Source organism: Streptomyces luteireticuli, from assembly GCF_041519305.1.
Classification (GTDB): domain Bacteria; phylum Actinomycetota; class Actinomycetes; order Streptomycetales; family Streptomycetaceae; genus Streptomyces; species Streptomyces luteireticuli.
The window spans coordinates 3,116,590-3,135,029 of sequence record NZ_CP167927.1 but is presented as its reverse complement, the minus strand read 5'-3'; the positions used below and the strand labels follow the sequence as shown (position 1 = coordinate 3,135,029).

Below are 18,440 nucleotides of genomic sequence, written 5' to 3'. Positions count from 1 at the left end.
GCGCGGGGTGCGGCCGTCGTCCGGGTCCGGGCGGCCGTCCCGTGCCGACCCTTCCATGGCCGTGCGCGTCATATGGCCTTGCGCGTCATGTGGTCGTGCGCGTCATGGGGCACGGGGCGCCCCTGCCCTGCGGAACGCCCGCCCACGGAACGTCGCACGGGTAACCTGCGCGTAACGTTCCGGGCACCCCGGGGACACCCGGTCCGGCCCTCCGCATGGCGGAGGGGCGGCGCCCGTGCGGGAGCGCCGCCCCTCTTTACTCCCCCACCGGGAGTTGTTGCCGCCCGCATCGGCTCGGGCGGCAACTCGCATACTCAGCGGCCGCTTTTTCGCTCGCCACCCCCCACGGGAACGAGCCGGGGCGGCCCCGAGTGCGTGAATAGGATTTCGCTTCAGGGGTGTTCGCCGCGAGTCGTTTCAACTGTGGCCAAAAGGCCGTGGTAACAGCACGTATCGGTGTGCATACTCAGTGGGCGGGGGGTGACGGCGGATGTCTCATGTGGGGGTTTGGTGCTGCGTGTCCATTTCACGGGACTCGATCTGGCCCGGTTGCGCCTGGCCGGAGACCCGGACGTGCTCTGGGAAACCGTATTGAGTCTGCACCGGCTGCGGGACAAACAAGGCGAGTCGATCTACGGCGATTGGCGCACCGAAACCCGCGCTCGGTTGAATAGTGAAACTCGGCTCCTGGCGCCCCTGGTTCCTCCCCGGGGGTATTTCCCCGACTTCCTGACACCTCCTGAAGGCGCCCTCGGACTCGAGTCGGGCGTGCAGGCGCTGCGTGCCACTCCCGCCGAGCGGGTCCACGAGGAGCTCGGCCGGCTCTCCACGGTGCGGACGCTGCCCGCTTGGATACGATCGCTGGCCGAGGGGGACGCGCGGGCGTTCGGCAAGCTGATCAGCGCCCTGCACGCGTACCACGAGGCGGCCATCGCGCCCTACTGGGCGCACATCCAGGCGCAGATCGAGGCGGACCGGGCGGTGCGGGGGCGGGCCCTGCTCGACGGGGGCGCGGACGCGCTGCTGTCCTCCCTGCCGCCGACGATGCGGTGGCGGGCGCCGGTCCTGGAGGCGGACTACCCCGTCGACCGGGACCTGTACCTGAACGGCCGCGGCCTGCTGCTCGTCCCCTCCTTCTTCTGCCGCGGCAACCCCGTGGCCCTGCAGAACCCCGACCTGTCCCCGGTGCTGGTCTACCCGGCCCGGCACGCCTCCGAGTCCACGCCGCCGGTCGCGACCGCCCCGCGCTCCCTGGGCAAGCTCGTCGGCCACACGCGGTCCGCGGTGCTCGGCTCGATCGGCGGCGGCTGCACGACGAGTGAACTCGCCCGGCGGGTGGGGGTGTCGGCGGCGTCCGCCAGCCAGCATGCGGGGGTGTTGCGGGAGGCGGGGCTGGTGTTGACGCTGCGGCATGGGAGTGCGGTGCTTCATACGTTGACGCCGTTGGGGGCGGCGTTGTTGCGGGGTGGGCACGAGGTGCCGGTGTCGGGGGGGCGGAGGCGGAGGTCGACGGCGGCGCCGATGTAGTGGGGTGGGGGGTTTGCCCCTGGCCCGCCCTTTCACCGTTTCTTCCGGGGGCTCCGCCCCCTCGGCCCGGCACCGCGCTGCCGCGCGGTGGGGCGGGGCTGCGCCCCTGCGCCCCTGCTTCCGGGGCTTCGCCCCTGGCCCCCTTTCGGGGCTCTGCCCCGGACCCCGTTGTCGCGGCTTCGCCGCTCGTCCTCAAGCTCCCCGGAGGGGGCAACCCCCAGACGGGCTGGGTTTCGCGCCCGGGCCGAAATCCAAAGCCCGGGCGCGCGCTTCGGCCTGGGCGCGCACTTCAGCCCGTCCGGCGTTTGAGGACAGCGCCCGCAGGGCGCTTCGGGGGCCAGGGGGCGAAGCCCCCGGTGGGGCGCAGGGGCGAAGCCCCGCCCACCCGCGCGCAGCGCGGGCTCGGCCCCACGCGCGGCACGCGCGCCGGCGGGGTCCCGCAGGGGCGGCAGCCCCTGCGGAAACGGTGAAAGGGCGGGTCGGGGAACGTCCGTACTAACCTGAACCCATGCCCGGCCCGGACGTGAACCACGACCTCACCGTCCACGACGCCCACCCCACCCCCCACAACCCCGTACCACAACTCCCCCTCACCCCCGACCAGATCGAGACAATCCCCACCACCCCCGGCCCGCCCCGCCTGCGAAGGCTGACCGAGCTGGTCATCGCCGGGACCGACCCGGGCGACACCCGCGACACCCTGGTGCGCCACCTCGTCGCCGTCGAACTCCGCGCCGCCACCACCGCGTTGTGGCGCGAACCGCGCCGCGCCGCCCAGGCCGCCGCGCTGGACGAGCTCGGTGCGATCGCCGGCGCGTACGACACCGACGGCGGTGCCGCCCTCGACCGGCTCCGCCGCCATCTCGTCGTGCACCGGCACCTCGACGAACTGCTGACCCTCGTACGCCGCGAGCTCGACGGGCAGACCGAGCCCGAGGTCCTCGTCGAGGACGGTCGCGCCTACGCGCAGTACCCCTACTTCCGGGACTCCACTCTCCGTATTCCGGACGCCTGTTACGACGTCACCGCCGAACTCGGCGTGCGTCACCGGCTCACGGCGGTGGAGCTCGACGGGGCCGGGCTCTCGCTGGCCGTCGAGGCCGGGGTGCACCGCATACCCGGCGGCAGCGCGGAGCTGGTGCTGCGCGGGCACGTCACCGGGACCGAACTCCGGTTCCCGGCGGAGGACATGGGGCGTGGCGGGTTCGCCGGGCGGGTGCCCCTCGCCGGCGTCCCCGAGGGCGTGTGGGACGTGCACATCGCCGTCACGGCACAGGGGATCGGGAGGGAGGCCCGGCTCGACGGCGGTCCGGACGCCGTCGTCTCCGTCGTCGCCGCCGACGGCACCGTCGCCACGCTGACCGGCCCCGGCGGCCTCGCCCTGGATGTCGGCGAGCTCCGCCACCCCGTGCAGGACCGGCTGCGGGTGGACGGCGTCGCCTGGGATCCGCAGGCGGGCCCGGCGACGCTGGCCGTCACCGGCCGGTGCGCCCTCGCCGACCACCCCGCCGGTTCCCTGGTCCTGCGGGCCACCGCGGCGGACGGGCAGGTCGTGGACGTCCCCGTCGGGACGGGCCCCGACGGGTCGTTCCGTACGCCGTTCCCCTGCACCGCCGCGGGGGAGTGGCGCCTCGTCCTGCGGCTGGCCGCCGGGGGCCGCGAATGGGCCGTCCCGGTGCCGGAGCAGCCGGAGTTGGCGGTCGCGCGCTGGCAGCGGCTGGGGCTGCCCTGGTACACCAAGCCCCTGCCGGACCGGGGCGTGCTGAGCGTCCGGACCGGCAGGGTGGAGGTGATCAAGGGGGTGCGGGGACGGTTGCGCCGCCGTACGCCTTGACCCGGTCAATACGCCTTGACCCGGTCAAGCAGGCTCGGACTCGATGCGGAAGCGCAGCCGGCAGATCACCGCGTCCGTGTCCCGCCGCACCGCGTGCGCGACCACGGCCCCGCGCTGGTTCTGCAGCAGCCGCTGCCAGACGTGGGCGGGCTCCACCTCGGGGATGAGGACGGTGACGCGGTTGTCGGGGTGCTGGCCGGCCAACTCGCGGACGTACTCCACGATGGGGCGGCCCAGCGCCCGGGAGGGCGCGGGGAGTTCGACCAGGTCGACGCCCGGCTTCCACAGCTCCCAGTCGCGGCGCAGCGACTCCGCCGCGCGGCGCCCCTCGGCGTCCGGCTGGGCGACCGTCACCGCGACGACCTCGTCGCCGAGCGAGACGGCCGCGGTGAGGGCCTTGCTGGTGAGGCGGGAGAGGGAGGAGACGGGGACGACGACCACGGAGTGGCAGCGGCGCGGCGTCTCGGGCACCCGGCCCAGCCCCAGCCGGTCGCCGATCCGCCCGTAGGTGCGGTGGACGGCCTCGAAGACCAGCACCATCAGGGGCAGCGCCACCACGATCAGCCAGGCGCCCTCCTCGAACTTGGTGGCCGTGACGACGACGGCCGAGACCCCGGTGAGCAGCGCGCCGAAGCCGTTGAGCAGGGCCTTGCCGGTCCAGCCGGCGGACCGCTCGTGCCGCCAGTGGCGGACCATGCCGACCTGGCAGATGGTGAAGCCGACGAAGACGCCGATGGCGAAGAGCGGCACCAGGGTGTTGACGTCGCCGCCGGAGAAGACGAGCAGCAGCGCGGAGACGGCGGCGAGGGCGAGCACACCGTGCCGGTGGACCTGGCGGTCGGCCTTGAGGCCGAAGACGTGCGGCAGGTAGTTGTCGCGGGCGAGCAGGCCCATCAGGACGGGCAGACCGCCGAAGGAGGTGTTCGCGGCGAGCGCGAGCAGGATCACGGTGGCGAACTGCACGACGTAGAACGCCCAGTTGTGGCCGAGTGAGGCGTCCGCGAGCTGGGCGAGGACGGTGACGCCCTCGACCGGCTGGAGGTGGAAGCGGCCGATCAGGACGGACAGGCCGATCAGCATCACGCCGAGCAGGGCGCCGAGCGCGACCTCGGTGCGCTGGGCGCGGCGGGCGCGCGGGGCGCGGAAGGCGGGGACGGCGTTGGCCACGGCCTCGACGCCGGTGAGGGCGGAGCAGCCGGCGGCGAACGCCTTGAGCAGCAGCAGGGCGCCGACGGCGGTCGCGTTGTCGCTCATCGCGGAGGCGTGCCCGGCGGCGGCCTCGGTGCTGGCGGGTGCGTCACGGAAGAGGCCGGCGGCGATCACGGCCAGGATCGAGCCGACGAAGACGGCCGTCGGAATCATGAACGCCTTGGCGGATTCGGCGATGCCGCGCAGGTTGATCCCGGTCACCAGGACGAGCACGGCCAGGCAGATCCACAGCCGGTCGGCGTAGAGGGAGGGGAAGGCGGAGGTCAGGGCGGCGACGCCGGCGGTGACCGAGACGGCGACGTTCAGCACGTAGTCCAGGACCAGGGACGCCGCGGTGACCAGGCTGGCGCGCCGCCCGAGGTGGCGCTTGGCGACGGCGTAGGAGCCGCCGCCGTCGGGGAAGGCCGAGATGACCTGCCGGTAGGAGAGGACGAGCACCGCGAGCAGGGCGGCGATGGCGAGGGTCACCGGGAGGGTGAAGCCCAGGCCGTGCGCGCCGGCCGCGGCCAGCACCAGGACGATCGCCTCGGGGCCGTAGGCCACGGAGGCCATCGCGTCGAGCGACAGGGCGGCCAGGCCCTGGACGGCGGTGAGCCGGTGCCGGTCCTCTCCGGCGGGCTTCCCGGCCGTGGTATCGGGCGGTTCCTCGCCCGTCCCGCCGGGGCGTTCGTCCGCATGGGCCAGCATGGACATGTTCGGTCGTACCTCCGTGACGCCGTACTCCGTGATCCGCGCCTTCGTGGCGTGGGACGCTCAGCGTGCTTCCGTGCCGACCGGGCCGTGACCCCCGTTGGCGTTCTCTTGGCGCTTTCTGATGCTTTCTTCGCGCTTTCTTAGCGCTGGTCGATCGGCGTCAAGAGAGCGTCAGCAGCGCGTCAGGTTCGCCCCGTTCGGTGTCAGCGTGCCGTCAAGGCCCGGCGAGGCGTTGAACGGGCGGTTCTAGCGTCACGGACATGGGACGGCGATTGACGGAGCGGGCACGTGCACGCACCCGCGGGACGGCCGCGCGCCGGCCGCACCCCGGGGTGCTCGCCCGGGACGGCGGCTGGCGCCGCGAGGCCCGGGCCGCGTGGTGCTGGGGCGCCGCGCTCGGCGGAGTGCTGGCCGTCGCCGACCTGGCGCGCGGCAGCCTCGACTGGCCGCGCGCCGGCTGCTGGACGGCCATCGCCGCCGCGCTCGTCGTGGTGCTGCGCCCCGCCCGGATCACCGCGGGGGACGGCTGGCTCGCCACCCGCGGCCTGCTCCGCGAGCGGCGCGTCCGTACGGACCTGCTGACGCGCGTGCTGCGGGCGGACGGGGTCGCGCCCCGGCTCGTCCTGCGCGACGTCGGCGGCAACCGGGTCGAGCTGGATCCGCGGGTGCTGCGTGCTAATCCCCTGCTGTGGCACCAACTCGACGCCGGGGCACGGCGGGCGCGCGAGCGGGGGCTGTTGCGGGAGGGGGCGGCGGTGCTGGAGGCGGTGGGGGAGCAGGTGGACGGGGAGGGGGCACGGGCGGTGTTCCGGGCGTCGGGCCTGGAATGAGCCCGGAATGAGCCCGGCATGAGTCCGGAATGAGCGCCGCCCCGTCCGGGCGCGCCCTCACACCCGCGGCGGCCACCCGTACGAAACCCCCGTCAGCCGCTCCGACATCGCCCACAGCCCCGCGCTCGCCCGGTCGTCCCGCGTCCACGGCGCACGGGGCGACCGCACCGGCGCCCCGCGCCACATCAGCACCCGCGGCCCGAAGAAGTCGTCCTGCCGGACGTCCGGCGCCGTCGCCGCCCGCAGGATCGGCAGCGCCCCGGCCTCCGCGCTCTGCGCGACCACCCGGTTCGCGCCCCGGACCAGCTGCTCCGCCCAGCGGCGGTCCTCCATGCGCACGCCCGCCGTCTGCAGGTTCGTCGCCGCGTACCCCGGGTGCGCGGCGGCCGCGACCAGCGGGGAGCCGGCCGCCGCCAGCCGCCGCGCCAGCTCGTGGACGAAGAGCAGGTTGGCGCTCTTCGAGCGGCCGTAGGCGATCCAGCGCCGGTAGCCGCCGTCCATCTGCACGTCGCGCGGATCGACCGTGCCCAGCAGGTGCAGCCCGCTGGAGACGGTGACCACCCGCGCCCCGTCCCCGGCCGCCCGCAGCCGCGGCAGCAGCAGCCCGGTCAGGGCGAAGTGCCCCAGGTGGTTGGTGCCGAACTGCATCTCGAAGCCGTCGACCGTGCGCCGCCGCGGCAGCGCCATCACCCCGGCGTTGTTCACGAGGAGGTCCAGCCGCTCCTCCGGCAGCGCGTCCGCGAAGGCCCGTATGGACTTCAGGTCGGCCAGATCCAGCGGGGCGAGGCGGACGTCGGCCTCCGGCACCTCATGTCTGAGCAGGTCCTCGGCCGCCCGGCCGCGCGTCTCGTCCCGGCAGGCCAGCACCACGCGGGCGCCGCGCCGGGCGAGTTCCCGGGCCGTGACGAAGCCCAGTCCGCTGTTGGCTCCGGTGACCACCGCGGTGCGGCCGTGCTGCGCGGGGATCTCGTCGGGGGTCCAGCCGTTCACTGTGTGCTCCGTCCTCTGCGGTCACGTGTGATCACGCCCAGCGCCCTCAGCCTAGGGGACCTGTCGAACAGGGCTACGGGCGGGCGCCATCCGTGTGATCGGGGCTGACCTGCGCCGTCCGCGGGAGGCAAATGTGGAGAACGGTTGACGATCATTCGTACGCTGGTCATACGCCGGATCGTCTGTCTTCGGGACGGTACGGAAAACGGTCCGGCCGGGCGCCGGGTCCCGGCGTTGCGGTTAGCCTGTCAACGACCTTCCTGAGTGGTGGGGGTGCCTGTGCGTTTCTCCCGGTGGAGCCGGGCCCGATGGGGCCGGGCCGCGCTGGCCGGGCTGTATGTCGTCGTCCTGGCGGCTGCCGTCCCCCGGGCCGGCGGTCACGGGAAGGACCGCAGCTGGTCCAGCGAACAGGCCCAGCGCTTCTGGGGACCCACGCGCACCGCGGACGAGGCCTCCGAGGACGACGCGGACGCCGACTCCCGCAGCGCGGCCCAGCGCATCACCGGCAGCGCGAAGCACTTCGGCGGAGTGCCCTCGGTGGGCGTCCTCTTCTACACCGGCGACGACATGAAGAGCCACCACTGCACGGCGAGCGTGGTGCACAGCCCCAAGGGCAACCTCCTCGTCACCGCCGGGCACTGCTCGATCGGCGACGACGCGGCGTTCGTGCCGGACTACCAGCAGGGCGCGAAGGAACAGCCGTACGGGGTCTGGACGGTGGACCGCGTCTTCACCGACCCCAGACGCACCGACACCGGCGAGGGCTCGGACCTCGACTTCGCCTTCGCCACCGTCAGACCCGACGCCAAGGGGCGCCGGATCGAACAGGTCACGGGCGCGAACCGGCTGGTCCGCACCCCCGGATACGTCAACCGCGTGACCGTCATCGGCTACCCGAGCGCCGACGACGACCCGGCCGACGAGGCGATCCGCTGCACGGCGATGACGAGCCGTCTGGAGAACCACAACCAGCTGAAGATGCGCTGCGACGGCTTCTTCTCGGGCACCTCCGGCAGCCCGTGGCTGACCCACTTCAACGAGAAGACCCGGACCGGCGACCTGGTCGGCGTCCTGGGCGGGCTCAACGGCGGCGGCCCGGACGGGGACAGATCGGCGCAGCTGTCGTACAGCCCCCTGAACGACGACGAGATCTTCAAGCTCTACCTGGACGCCATAAACAACCGCGAGCCCAAGCGCTGACCAGCACCCCGCCGCCGGGCAAAACCCATCCACAGGCCGGACGGCCCATGCCACTGTCCGACCCTGCGGCTACCGTCGGAGGCATGAACGAGAAGCCCGTCACCGCCGGTTATGCCGAGCCGGACCTGGCACGCTGGGCGCCCGAGCCCGACAAGCGCCCGGGCCGCACCGCCTTCCAGCGCGACCGGGCCCGCGTCCTGCACTCCGCCGCGCTCCGCCGTCTCGCGGGCAAGACGCAGGTCGTCGCCCCCGGCGGCAGCGGGAGCGGCGGCGCCTGGGACGCCACCCCCCGCACCCGGCTGACGCACTCGCTCGAGTGCGCCCAGGTCGGCCGCGAGCTCGGCGCCGCCCTCGGCTGCGACCCGGACCTGGTGGAGACGGCCTGCCTCGCGCACGACCTCGGCCACCCGCCCTTCGGGCACAACGGCGAGCAGGCGCTCGACGAAGTGGCGGGCCCCTGCGGCGGCTTCGAGGGCAACGCCCAGTCCCTGCGGCTGCTCACCCGTCTGGAGCCCAAGCGCTTCGTCCCGGACCCGGACGACCCGGAGACGGGGGAGCCGGCCAGCGTCGGCCTCAACCTCACCCGCGCCGCGCTCGACGCCGCCACCAAGTACCCCTGGCCGCGCGGCGGCCGCCCCGCCGACCCGGACTCCCGCAAGTTCGGCGTCTACCCGGACGACCTGCCCGTCTTCGCCTGGTACCGGCAGGGCGCCCCCGGGCAGCGCAGGAGCTTCGAGGCCCAGGTCATGGACTGGTCCGACGACGTGGCCTATTCGGTGCACGACGTCGAGGACGGCCTGCACGCCGGCCACCTCGACCCCGGGGTGCTGCACTCCGCCCCCGAGCGCCGCGAGATCTTCGCCGTCGCCGCCGGCCGGCACGCCCCGGGGGCGGACGAGGCGGAGCTGGCGGGGGCGCTCGACCGGCTGCTCGGCCAGGAGTGGTGGCCGCACGGCTTCGACGGGTCGGCCGTCGCCCAGGCCCGGCTCAAGGACGCCACCAGCCAGCTCATCGGCCGTTTCTGCCTGGCGGCGGAGACCGCGACCCGCGCCGCGTACGGCCCGGGCCGGCTGACCCGGTACGGCGCCGAGCTCGTCGTCCCCCGGGAGACCCGGCTGGAGTGCGCCGTGCTCAAGGCCGTCGCCGACCGGTACGTCATCCAGCGCGAGGACCAGGAGAAACTCCGCGCCGAGCAGCGCGTGGTCATCGCCGAGCTCGCGGACCGCCTCGTGGCCCGCGCGCCCGACGGCCTGGACCCCCAGTTCCGCGCCCTGTTCACCGCGGCGGCCGACGACGCGGGCCGGCTGCGGGCGGTGATCGACCAGATCGCCGCCCTCACCGACGCCTCCGCGCGCTCCCTGCACGCCCGGCTCACCGCGTCCGAGCCGGGGCGCGCGGACTGAGGAGCACCTTGCGGGGGCATCCGTGCGGGCAGTTGAGGGCAGTCCCTCTTCCGGCGGCCCGCCGGGTACGGCACGCTCGCACTGGCCGTTCTCCGGCGACCGGCCGGGGACGCGCACGACACCGGGGACGCACAACGTAGGCGCGGCGCCCGCAGGGGCCCACCGCGCGGCAGCGAGGAGGCAGCAAGTGGTGGATGCGAACCAGACGTTCGTCATCGTCGGAGGCGGGCTCGCCGGGGCGAAGGCCGCCGAGACGCTCCGGGCGGAGGGGTTCACCGGCCGGGTGATCCTCATCTGCGACGAGCGCGACCACCCCTACGAGCGTCCACCGCTCTCCAAGGGGTACCTGATCGGCAAGGACGAGCGCGACAGCGTCTTCGTGCACGAGCCCGCCTGGTACGCCCGGTCCGACATCGAGCTGCACCTCGGCCAGCCCGCCGTCCACCTCGACCGCGCCGCCCGCACCGTGCGCCTGGGCGACGGCACCGTCGTCCGCTACGACCGGCTGCTGCTGGCCACCGGCTCCGAGCCGCGCCGGCTGGACATCCCCGGCACCGGCCTGGCCGGCGTCCACCACCTGCGCCGCCTCGCGCACGCCGAGCGGCTGCGCGGCGTCCTCGCCTCCCTCGGCCGCGACAACGGCCACCTCGTCATCGCCGGCGCCGGCTGGATCGGCCTCGAAGTGGCCGCCGCCGCCCGCGGCTACGGCGCCGAGGTGACCGTCGTCGAGCCCGAGCCCACCCCGCTGCACCCCGTCCTCGGCCCCGAGCTCGGCCAGCTCTTCACCGATCTGCACGGCGAGCACGGCGTCCGCTTCCACTTCGGCGCCCGGCTCACCGAGATCACCGGCCAGGACGGCATGGTGCTGGCCGTGCGCACCGACGACGGCGAGGAGCACCCCGCCCACGCCGTCCTCGCCGCCATCGGCGCCGCCCCGCGCACCGCGCTCGCCGAGGCCGCCGGCCTCGCCCTGGTCGACCGCGAGGACGGCGGGGGCGTCGCCGTCGACGCCTCGCTGCGCACCTCCGACCCCGACATCTACGCGGCCGGCGACGTCGCGGCCGCCGAGCACCCCTGGATGGGTCTCCGCCTGCGGGTCGAGCACTGGGCCAACGCCCTCCACGAGGGCCCGGCCGCCGCCCGCGCCATGCTGGGCCAGGAGGTCGCCTACGACCGCGTCCCGTACTTCTTCTCCGACCAGTACGACCTGGGCATGGAGTACTCGGGCTACGCCCCGCCCGGCACCTACGACCAGGTGGTGTGCCGGGGCGACGTCGGCAAGCGGGAGTTCATCGCCTTCTGGCTGCGCGAGGGCCGCGTCCTGGCGGGGATGAACGTGAACGTGTGGGATGTCACCAAGACCGTCCAGCAGCTCATCCGCTCCGGTGCGACACCCGGCGCCGAGGCGCTGGCCGACCCCGGGGTCCCGCTGGAGTCGCTGCTCCCGTGAGCCCGCGGGACGGGCGTGCCGGCGGCCGCCAGTAGACTTCACGCGTGGCAGGCAGGATCAACGATGACGATGTGAAGGCGGTCCGGGACGCCGTCCCGATCGACGCCGTCGTGTCCGAGTACCTCCAGCTGCGCAACGCCGGCGGCGGCAACCTCAAGGGCCTGTGCCCCTTCCACGACGAGAAGTCCCCGTCCTTCCACGTCAGCCCCGCCAAGGGGCTGTACCACTGCTTCGGCTGCCAGGAGGGCGGGGACACCGTCGACTTCGTCATGAAGGTCGACCACCTCTCCTTCGCCGAGACCATCGAGCGGCTCGCCGCCCAGGCCGGCATCACCCTGCGCTACGAGGAGGGCGGCTACACCCCGGGCCGCCAGCAGGGCGAGCGCACCCGCCTGGTCGAGGCGCACAAGATCGCCGCTCAGTTCTACGCCGAGCAGCTCGGCGGCGCCGAGGCCGAGATCGCGCGGGCGTTCCTCGCCGGCCGCGGCTTCGACCAGTCCGCCGCCGCGCACTTCGGCGTCGGCTACAGCCCGGCGGGCTGGGACCACCTCACCCGCTTCCTGCGCGGCCGCGGCTTCAGCGACAAGGAGCTGATCCTCTCCGGCCTCTCCCAGGACGGCCGCCGCGGCCCCATCGACCGCTTCCGCGGCCGCCTGATGTGGCCCATCCGCGACATCACCGGCGACGTCGTCGGCTTCGGCGCCCGCAAGCTGCGCGACGACGACAACGGCCCGAAGTACCTCAACACCCCCGAGACCCCCCTCTACCGCAAGTCGCATGTGCTGTACGGCATCGACCTGGCGAAGAAGGACATCGCCAAGGGCAACCGGGCCGTCGTCGTCGAGGGCTACACCGATGTGATGGCCTGCCACCTGGCCGGCGTCACCACCGCCATCGCCACCTGCGGCACCGCCTTCGCCGGCGAGCACATCAAGATCCTCCGCCGGCTGCTGATGGACAACTCCCGGGCCAAGGTGATCTTCACCTTCGACGGCGACGCGGCCGGCCAGCGCGCCGCCCTGCGCGCCTTCGAGGACGACCAGAAGTTCGCCGCCCACACCAACATCGCCGTCAGCCCCGGCGGCATGGACCCCTGCGAGCTGCGCCTGGACCGCGGCGACGACGCGGTGCGCGCGCTGATCGAGGAGAGCACCCCGCTCTTCGAGTTCGCGATCCGCTCCGTCGTCGCCCGCCACGAGGTGGACACCCCCGAGGGCCAGGCGGCCGCCCTGGAGGAGGCCGCCCCCATCGTCGCCGGCATCAAGGACAGCTCCATCCGCCACCAGTACGCGGTGCGCCTCGCCGGCCTGCTGGGCATCCTCGACACCCAGTTCGTCGTCATGCGGGTCGGCCAGCTCGCCCGCTGGGCCCGCGAGCGGGCCGACCGCGGCGACGGCCGGCAGCGGTCCGCGGCGCCGCGGACCGCCGTGGCGGAGGCCCCCCGCCCGCCCGCCCCCCGCGGGCCCGCGCTCAATCTGCGCAGCCCCGCCCACCGCACCGAGCGCGAGCTGCTCAAGCTCGCCCTCCAGCACCCCGAGCTGGTCGCCCCGGCCTTCGACGCCTACGGGGAGGACGAGTTCACCGCCGCCCCCTACGCCGTCGTCCGCCGCGCCATCGAGCAGGCCGGCGGCGTCGCGAACGCCGACGGGGAGTATCTGGCCCGGGTGCGCGACGCCGCCCCCGACGACACGGTCCGCTCGATGGTCACCGAGCTGGCCGTCGAGCCCGTCCACGCCCGTACGGTCGACGAGGTCTACGCCGGGACGCAGCTGGTCCAGGTCCGGCTGCGGGCCGTCGAGCGGCGGGTCAAGGAGGTCCAGGGCAGCCTGGTCCGCCTCGGCGCCACCTCCTCGCCGGACCATCTGGCCGCCGTGCAGAACGAGTTGTGGGTGCTCCAGCAGTACGGGAAGTCGCTCCAGGACCGCGGCGCCGCGGCTCTCTGACGTCAGCCCGCCCCACCGCCGTCCGTCCGTCACCCGGGGCCCACGGGCCGACCACAGAAAGTGGCCGCACGCCCCTCGTGGCGGGACCTCGTCGTGCCCCACACTGGTGGGCGGTGCCTGAGTCCTCCGGAGAAATGGCACGGAGCACGGACCGGGAACCCCCGTGAACCGCTCGGCAGCCGCCGCGCCGAGTCCTCTGCCCACGCAGCGATCACCCTGGAGGTCGCCCCCGTGCAGACCCGGACCCCCACCATCGCCCCGGCCCCTGCCCGCCCGGCACCGGCCGTGCCGAGGCAGCCCGGACCGCCCCCGTCCGAGGTCCTCGACGTCCCGCCGCCCCCGGAGCGCGAGCGGCGCCCCGACACCGGCGGCCCGTCCTCGGACCTCTTCCGGCAGTACCTCCGCGAGATCGGCCGCATCCCGCTGCTCTCGGCGGCCGAGGAGGTCGAGCTGGCCCGGCGGGTGGAGGCCGGGCTGTTCGCCGAGGAGAAGCTCTCCACCCACCCCGGGCTCGACACCGCCCTCGCCCTCGACCTCGACCAACTGGTGGTGCTCGGCCGGATGGCCAAGCGCCGCCTCATCGAGGCCAATCTGCGCCTCGTGGTCTCCGTCGCCAAGCGCTACATCGGCCGCGGGCTGACCATGCTCGACCTCGTCCAGGAGGGCAACCTGGGCCTGATCAGGGCGGTCGAGAAGTTCGACTACGCCCGCGGCTACAAGTTCTCCACCTACGCGACCTGGTGGATCCGCCAGGCCATGTCCCGCGCGCTGGCCGACCAGGCCCGCACCATCCGGGTGCCGGTGCACGTCGTCGAGCTGATCAACCGCGTCGTCCGCGTCCAGCGCCGCATGCTCCAGGAGCGCGGCAGCGAGCCCACCGCCGAGGAGGTCGCCGCCTACCTCGACCTCTCCGAGGAGCGGGTCAGCGAGGTGCTGCGGCTCGCCCAGGAGCCGGTCTCCCTGCACGCGCCCGTCGGCGAGGAGGACGACGTCGCGCTCGGCGACCTCATCGAGGACGGCGACGCCGCCTCGCCCGTCGAGTCCGCCGCCTTCCTGCTGCTGCGCGAACACCTGGAGGCGGTCCTCTCCACCCTCGGCGAGCGCGAGCGCAAGGTCGTGCAGCTGCGCTACGGGCTGGTGGACGGGCGGCCGCGGACGCTGGAGGAGATCGGCCGGATATTCGGCGTCACGCGGGAGCGGATCCGCCAGATCGAGTCCAAGACCCTCAACAAGCTCCGCGACCACGCCTTCGCCGACCAACTGCGGGGCTATCTGGACTAGTTGCCGCTACTGCCCGAACGCCCCGGGGTGGGTCTGCTCGCGCACGGTCCCGTACTGCTGCCGCACGGCCTGGCCGGCCGGCAGCTCCTCGCCCGGCTCGTACACCTGCCCGGCACCGTACGGCCAGTGCGGCGGCTCCTGCGGGGAGAGCACGCCGTGCTGCACCCCCAGCGACCAGGCGGCCTGCCGGGCCGCGCCCAGCGCCGCCCAGTCCGCCGGCTGCGGGACGACGACCTGGGTGCCGAACAGCGCCGGCGCCAGCGCCTGCACGGCGGGCAGCTCCGCCGCCGCGCCCAGCAGGAACACCCGCCGCACCACGACGCCGCGCCCGCGCAGCACGTCCAGCGCGTCGGTGAGCCCGCACAGCATGCCCTCGAACGCGGCCCGCGCCAGGTGCTCCGGCTTCATGCTCTCGCGCCGCAGCCCGGTCAGCGTCCCGGCGGTGTGCGGCAGGTGCGGGGTCCGCTCGCCCTCCAGATAGGGCAGCAGCACCATCCCGTACGCGCCCCAGGAGGAGCGCAGCGCCAGCTCCGACAGGCCCGCCAGGTCCGTGCCCAGCAGCTCGGCCGTGCCGCGCAGCACCCGCACCGCGTTCTGTGTGTGGACGACGGGCAGGTGCATGCCGGTCGCGTCGGCGAACGAGGTGATGGTGCCCTGGGGGTCCGCCAGCGCCTGGTGGTGCACGGCGAAGACCGAACCGGAGGCGCCCAGTGAGACCACCGCGTCCCCGGGGCCCACGCCCAGCCCGAAGGCGGCCGCCATCGTCTCGCCGGTCCCGGCGGAGATGAGCAGCCCCTCGGGGGTGTGCCCGGCCGGCTCCGCGGGCGCCAGCACGTCCGGCAGCGCGGCCTGGTGACCCAGGGCCAGTTCGACGAGGTCGGGCCGCCAGCCGCCGGTGGCCGCCGACCAGTAGCCGGTGGCGGACGCGGCGCCGCGGTCCGTGGTGCGCCGCACCGGGCGGCCCAGCAACTGCCACACCAGCCACTCGTGCGGCTGGAGCAGCATCGCGGTGCGGGTCGCCGACTCGGGCTCGTTCCGCGCCAGCCAGCGCAGCTTCGCCACCGCCAGCGAGGCCTGCGGCACCGTGCCCACGGCCTGCGCCCAGGCGGCCCGGCCGCCCAGCGCCTCCGTGAGGTCCGCGGCCGAGGCCTGCGCCCTCCTGTCGTTGCCCAGCAGCGCGGGACGGACGAGCACGCCGCCCGCGTCCAGCGTCAGCAGCCCGTGCTGCTGCGCCGAGACGCCGATGGCCTGCACGCCCTCCAGCAGCCCGCCCGCGGCGGCCTCGCCCAGGGAGATCAGCCATCCCTGGGGGTCGCCCTCGGCGGCCGACGGCGGATGCGGCGCATACCCCTGGCGGAGTACGGCTCCCGTGTCCGCGTCGCAGACGACGATCCGCGTGCTCTCGCTGGAACTGTCCAGCCCGGCGACTATCCCCATGCGGAGGATGATGCCAAAGGTGCGGGTCAGGTGTTGCTGGTGCCCCACTCGTCCTCGTCGCCCCCGCGCTGTTCGCGCAGCGAGCGCACCCGGTCCGCCACCGAGGCGGGGACCCGGTTGCCGACCTTGTCGAACGCGCGGGCCGCCAGCGACCGGCCGTTCACCGCGGCCGCCTCGGCGGTGTTGCGCACCACCGGGTTCTGCGCGATCCGCTGCGCCCCCTTGCGCAGTGCCTCGTACCGCTCGCGGCCGGCCCGCGCGCCGAGCACATACCCGACGGCGGCACCAGCGATGAACGTCAGCCGGTAGCGCATCCCGCACCGTCCTTCCCTCGGATCCCCTGAATCCCGCGCGACCACGGGCCCTGCCGGGCCCGTCCCACCGCCTGCCCGGCGTCGCCCGAGATCACTCCCGGGATACCGATTGGCGGAGCACCCCCCTGCTTGCGCTAATGTATGTCTCGCAGCGAGCGCACGCCGCCCGGGAGACCGGACGAAGATGCGTTCGGGGCAACGCGACAATCCCCTGTAGCTCAATTGGCAGAGCAGCCGGCTGTTAACCGGCAGGTTACTGGTTCGAGTCCAGTCGGGGGAGCGCGATCCTCTGTAGCTCAATTGGCAGAGCAGCCGGCTGTTAACCGGCAGGTTACTGGTTCGAGTCCAGTCGGAGGAGCCATCCGGAGAAGGACCCCCCATCGGGGGTCCTTTTTTCATGCCCGGATTAACGCCGGGCGGGAACCGATCCCGCCATGGCCGAAGTCCTCAAGGTCAGGCTGGTCACACGATGTGCCCCCACCGGGGCAGCAGATCGTATGAGCGGCTATGCTGCGGCAGACGGCGCGCACAGATGTGCGCGACGCGCCGTGAACGGGGCGGTAGCTCAGCCGGTTAGAGCAGCGGACTCATAATCCGTCGGTCGTGGGTTCGAGTCCCACCCGCCCCACTTCGCGGCAGCTGTGCAGAAACGTTCTGACCTGCTCATACGGTGCCCTGACTGGTCTCGACCGGCCGGGGCTTCGTGCTGTCTGGGGCCGGTCGCGTGAGCGATGCGTGAGCGACGGTGCCGGAGGATACGACCTGGCGGGCGCGGGGAACGAGACTGGCGGCCTTCTCGGCCACCTCGCGGTCGATCTCGGGCAGGAGGCTGGTGTACGTGTCCGAGGTCAGCGTGATCGTGGAGTGCCGCAACGTCTCCTTGATCGTGTGAAGGTCACCGCCGCCGGCATGCGTGAGCGTCGCTGCCACGTGACGTAGATCCCGCAGACTGATGGGCGGCAGGTCGGTCGTGGCGCAGATGCGGCGGAAGGCGTTGGAGACGGTCTCCGGGTGCAGCCAGGAACCGTCCTCCTGTGTGAAGACCTTTCCGGTGTCCTGCCACCCCTTCCCCCACTTCAGGCGCTCCTTGCTCTGACGGGCCCGGTGTGCTCGCAGAACCGCCACAGTGCCGCTGTCGAGCGCGATCGTGCCCGCGCTGCCGTCCGTCTTGGGCGCCGACTCGTACAGCTCCCAGTTGTCGACCACGATCGCCTTGGCGGGAGTGAGGAGTCCGGCGTCGAGGTCGACGTCCGTCCAGTCCTGGCCGACACCCTCGCCCCGGCGCAGACCCCGAAACGCGATCAAATGGAAGAAGGCGTACAGCCGGTCGCCCTCGGTGGCGTCCAGGAAGACGCCGAGCTGCGCCGGTGTCCACACCATGACCGCGCTCGGCTTGATGCCCGTCTCGCGCCACCGCCGCACCCGCTCGTCGGTCCACAGCAACGCCTTCGGCCTTTTGCCCGGCTCCAGCTCAACGTGAGTGGCCGGGTTGAAGGTGATGAGCTGTTGGGTGATGGCGGCGTTCAGAGCGGCCCGTAGCGTCCGCCGGATGCTCTGCCGCGTCGCCGGTCCAGTGACCTTGCGAAACGGCTTCATATCGGCCAGCCTGGCCCGTTCTCCGGCAAGCCGCGCCCGCTCCTCGGCCGGCGGCCTGCTGCGCTTGCTCCACTTACAGCGGGCGGCCTGTTCCCGCCGGGCCTGGTTCTCGGCCTCGATGACCTCGTTGTCGTCGGCGATCCCGTCGAACATCTCCACCAGGTGGTTGATGTTGAGGCGATCGAGCCGGTGGTGCCCGATGCGCGGCTTGAGGTGGACGCGTATGTGTGACTCGTAGCCCTTGGTCGTCGTCCTGCGAGTCTTCTTTGCGGCGAGCCACATGTCCAGCCACTCGCCGACCGTCAGACGCGAGGTCAGCTTCTGGCCCGTGACGAACCGTCGGCGGGTCTCCTCTTTGTCCGGGAGCGGGGCCTTCTCCGCGGCGACCTGCTCAAGCAGGTCGGCTATGCGTCTACGCCCTTCAAGGTCGTCGGACTCCGGCAGGGCGAGGAGCGCGCGGACGTGATCGAGATCGTCTACGGCTTCCTGCTTGGTGGCGTAGCCACCTCGGGCGAAGGAGCGACGCTGACCGTCTTCGCGGGGCGGCAGCTCCTGGCGCAGGGAGTACGTGCCATGCCGCTTGCTCTTGAGCTTCGAGCATTTACTGCCGAGGGGTTTCCCGGTCTCTTTGTCCCGGCAGTGGCAGCGCCGGTACGTGGACCCTTTCATTTGTGACCTCCTGGAGCAGGATTGGAGTTGTTCTGCGCGGCCTCGCCGCCGGTCTCTTCTTGGA

At 73.4% G+C, this 18,440-nt stretch carries 13 protein-coding genes and 3 tRNA genes; 11 read left to right on the top strand and 5 right to left on the bottom strand.

Annotation, left to right across the window (positions count from 1 at the left end; all coding sequences use genetic code 11):
- Positions 1-510 precede the first annotated feature (510 nt).
- Together AB8735_RS13730 and AB8735_RS13725 are read left to right on the top strand one after the other, a co-directional pair.
- Entirely contained in the window at positions 511-1,527 is a 1,017-nt protein-coding gene (locus AB8735_RS13730; protein WP_344018388.1) for a helix-turn-helix domain-containing protein, read from the top strand.
- Positions 1,528-2,035: 508 nt separating this feature from the next.
- On the top strand, positions 2,036-3,361 hold the full coding sequence (locus AB8735_RS13725) for a hypothetical protein (protein ID WP_372407573.1): 1,326 nt from the start codon (positions 2,036-2,038) through the stop codon (positions 3,359-3,361).
- Positions 3,362-3,385: 24 nt separating this feature from the next.
- Here the strand turns inward: AB8735_RS13725 and AB8735_RS13720 are convergent, their stop codons facing one another.
- Complete coding sequence (locus AB8735_RS13720) at positions 3,386-5,263, bottom strand: APC family permease (RefSeq protein ID WP_372407571.1); 1,878 nt, start codon at positions 5,261-5,263, stop codon at positions 3,386-3,388.
- A 260-nt stretch (positions 5,264-5,523) separates the two neighbouring features.
- On the opposite strand from AB8735_RS13720, the gene AB8735_RS13715 reads away from it, so the two are divergent.
- Positions 5,524-6,093 (top strand): hypothetical protein, encoded by a 570-nt coding sequence (locus AB8735_RS13715; protein WP_344018248.1) that lies wholly within the window; start codon positions 5,524-5,526, stop codon positions 6,091-6,093.
- Positions 6,094-6,150: 57 nt separating this feature from the next.
- Here AB8735_RS13715 and AB8735_RS13710 read toward each other — a convergent pair whose 3' ends face one another.
- A complete protein-coding gene (locus AB8735_RS13710; protein WP_372407569.1) occupies positions 6,151-7,083 on the bottom strand; it encodes an oxidoreductase in 933 nt (310 codons plus the stop codon).
- A 279-nt stretch (positions 7,084-7,362) separates the two neighbouring features.
- On the opposite strand from AB8735_RS13710, the gene AB8735_RS13705 reads away from it, so the two are divergent.
- The 5 genes from AB8735_RS13705 to AB8735_RS13685 all read left to right on the top strand — a co-directional run bounded on the left by AB8735_RS13705 (position 7,363) and on the right by AB8735_RS13685 (position 14,360).
- On the top strand, positions 7,363-8,283 hold the full coding sequence (locus AB8735_RS13705; protein ID WP_372407568.1) for a serine protease: 921 nt from the start codon (positions 7,363-7,365) through the stop codon (positions 8,281-8,283).
- 83 nt (positions 8,284-8,366) lie between these two features.
- Positions 8,367-9,686: a deoxyguanosinetriphosphate triphosphohydrolase gene (locus AB8735_RS13700; RefSeq protein WP_372407566.1), complete on the top strand. Its 1,320-nt coding sequence runs from the start codon at positions 8,367-8,369 to the stop codon at positions 9,684-9,686.
- A 187-nt stretch (positions 9,687-9,873) separates the two neighbouring features.
- Positions 9,874-11,136, top strand: coding sequence for an NAD(P)/FAD-dependent oxidoreductase (locus AB8735_RS13695; RefSeq protein ID WP_372407564.1), 1,263 nt, complete (start codon positions 9,874-9,876; stop codon positions 11,134-11,136).
- 44 nt (positions 11,137-11,180) lie between these two features.
- Positions 11,181-13,079: a DNA primase gene (gene dnaG / locus AB8735_RS13690; RefSeq protein WP_372407561.1), complete on the top strand. Its 1,899-nt coding sequence runs from the start codon at positions 11,181-11,183 to the stop codon at positions 13,077-13,079.
- Positions 13,080-13,289: 210 nt separating this feature from the next.
- Positions 13,290-14,360: an RNA polymerase sigma factor gene (locus AB8735_RS13685; protein ID WP_344018386.1), complete on the top strand. Its 1,071-nt coding sequence runs from the start codon at positions 13,290-13,292 to the stop codon at positions 14,358-14,360.
- A 6-nt stretch (positions 14,361-14,366) separates the two neighbouring features.
- On the opposite strand, the gene AB8735_RS13680 is transcribed toward AB8735_RS13685, so the two are convergent.
- Both AB8735_RS13680 and AB8735_RS13675 read right to left on the bottom strand, forming a co-directional pair.
- Entirely contained in the window at positions 14,367-15,797 is a 1,431-nt protein-coding gene (locus AB8735_RS13680) for an FGGY family carbohydrate kinase (RefSeq protein WP_344018235.1), read from the bottom strand.
- 26 nt (positions 15,798-15,823) lie between these two features.
- Positions 15,824-16,111 (bottom strand): YtxH domain-containing protein, encoded by a 288-nt coding sequence (locus AB8735_RS13675; RefSeq protein WP_344018232.1) that lies wholly within the window; start codon positions 16,109-16,111, stop codon positions 15,824-15,826.
- Between the two features lie 207 nt (positions 16,112-16,318).
- Between AB8735_RS13675 and AB8735_RS13670 the strand changes: the two genes are divergently transcribed.
- The 3 genes from AB8735_RS13670 (at position 16,319) to AB8735_RS13660 (ending at position 16,739) form a co-directional block, all read left to right on the top strand.
- Positions 16,319-16,391, top strand: a tRNA-Asn gene (locus AB8735_RS13670).
- A gap of 5 nt (positions 16,392-16,396) precedes the next feature.
- Positions 16,397-16,472: transfer RNA gene (locus AB8735_RS13665), tRNA-Asn, on the top strand.
- A gap of 193 nt (positions 16,473-16,665) precedes the next feature.
- Positions 16,666-16,739: transfer RNA gene (locus tag AB8735_RS13660), tRNA-Ile, on the top strand.
- A gap of 35 nt (positions 16,740-16,774) precedes the next feature.
- On the opposite strand, the gene xerC is transcribed toward AB8735_RS13660, so the two are convergent.
- A complete protein-coding gene (gene xerC, locus AB8735_RS13655; protein ID WP_372407557.1) occupies positions 16,775-18,376 on the bottom strand; it encodes a tyrosine recombinase XerC in 1,602 nt (533 codons plus the stop codon).
- Positions 18,377-18,440: the final 64 nt, after the last annotated feature.

Excerpts from the sequence above, each read along its gene's own strand:
- AB8735_RS13725 (WP_372407573.1), top strand. The coding sequence starts at position 2,036 with ATGCCCGGCCCGGACGTGAACCACGACCTCACCGTCCACGACGCCCAC.
- AB8735_RS13720 (WP_372407571.1), bottom strand. The coding sequence starts at position 5,263 with ATGTCCATGCTGGCCCATGCGGACGAACGCCCCGGCGGGACGGGCGAG.
- AB8735_RS13715 (WP_344018248.1), top strand. The coding sequence starts at position 5,524 with ATGGGACGGCGATTGACGGAGCGGGCACGTGCACGCACCCGCGGGACG.
- AB8735_RS13700 (WP_372407566.1), top strand. The coding sequence starts at position 8,367 with ATGAACGAGAAGCCCGTCACCGCCGGTTATGCCGAGCCGGACCTGGCA.
- AB8735_RS13680 (WP_344018235.1), bottom strand. The coding sequence starts at position 15,797 with ATGGGGATAGTCGCCGGGCTGGACAGTTCCAGCGAGAGCACGCGGATC.
- AB8735_RS13675 (WP_344018232.1), bottom strand. The coding sequence starts at position 16,111 with ATGCGCTACCGGCTGACGTTCATCGCTGGTGCCGCCGTCGGGTATGTG.
- xerC (WP_372407557.1), bottom strand. The coding sequence starts at position 18,376 with ATGAAAGGGTCCACGTACCGGCGCTGCCACTGCCGGGACAAAGAGACC.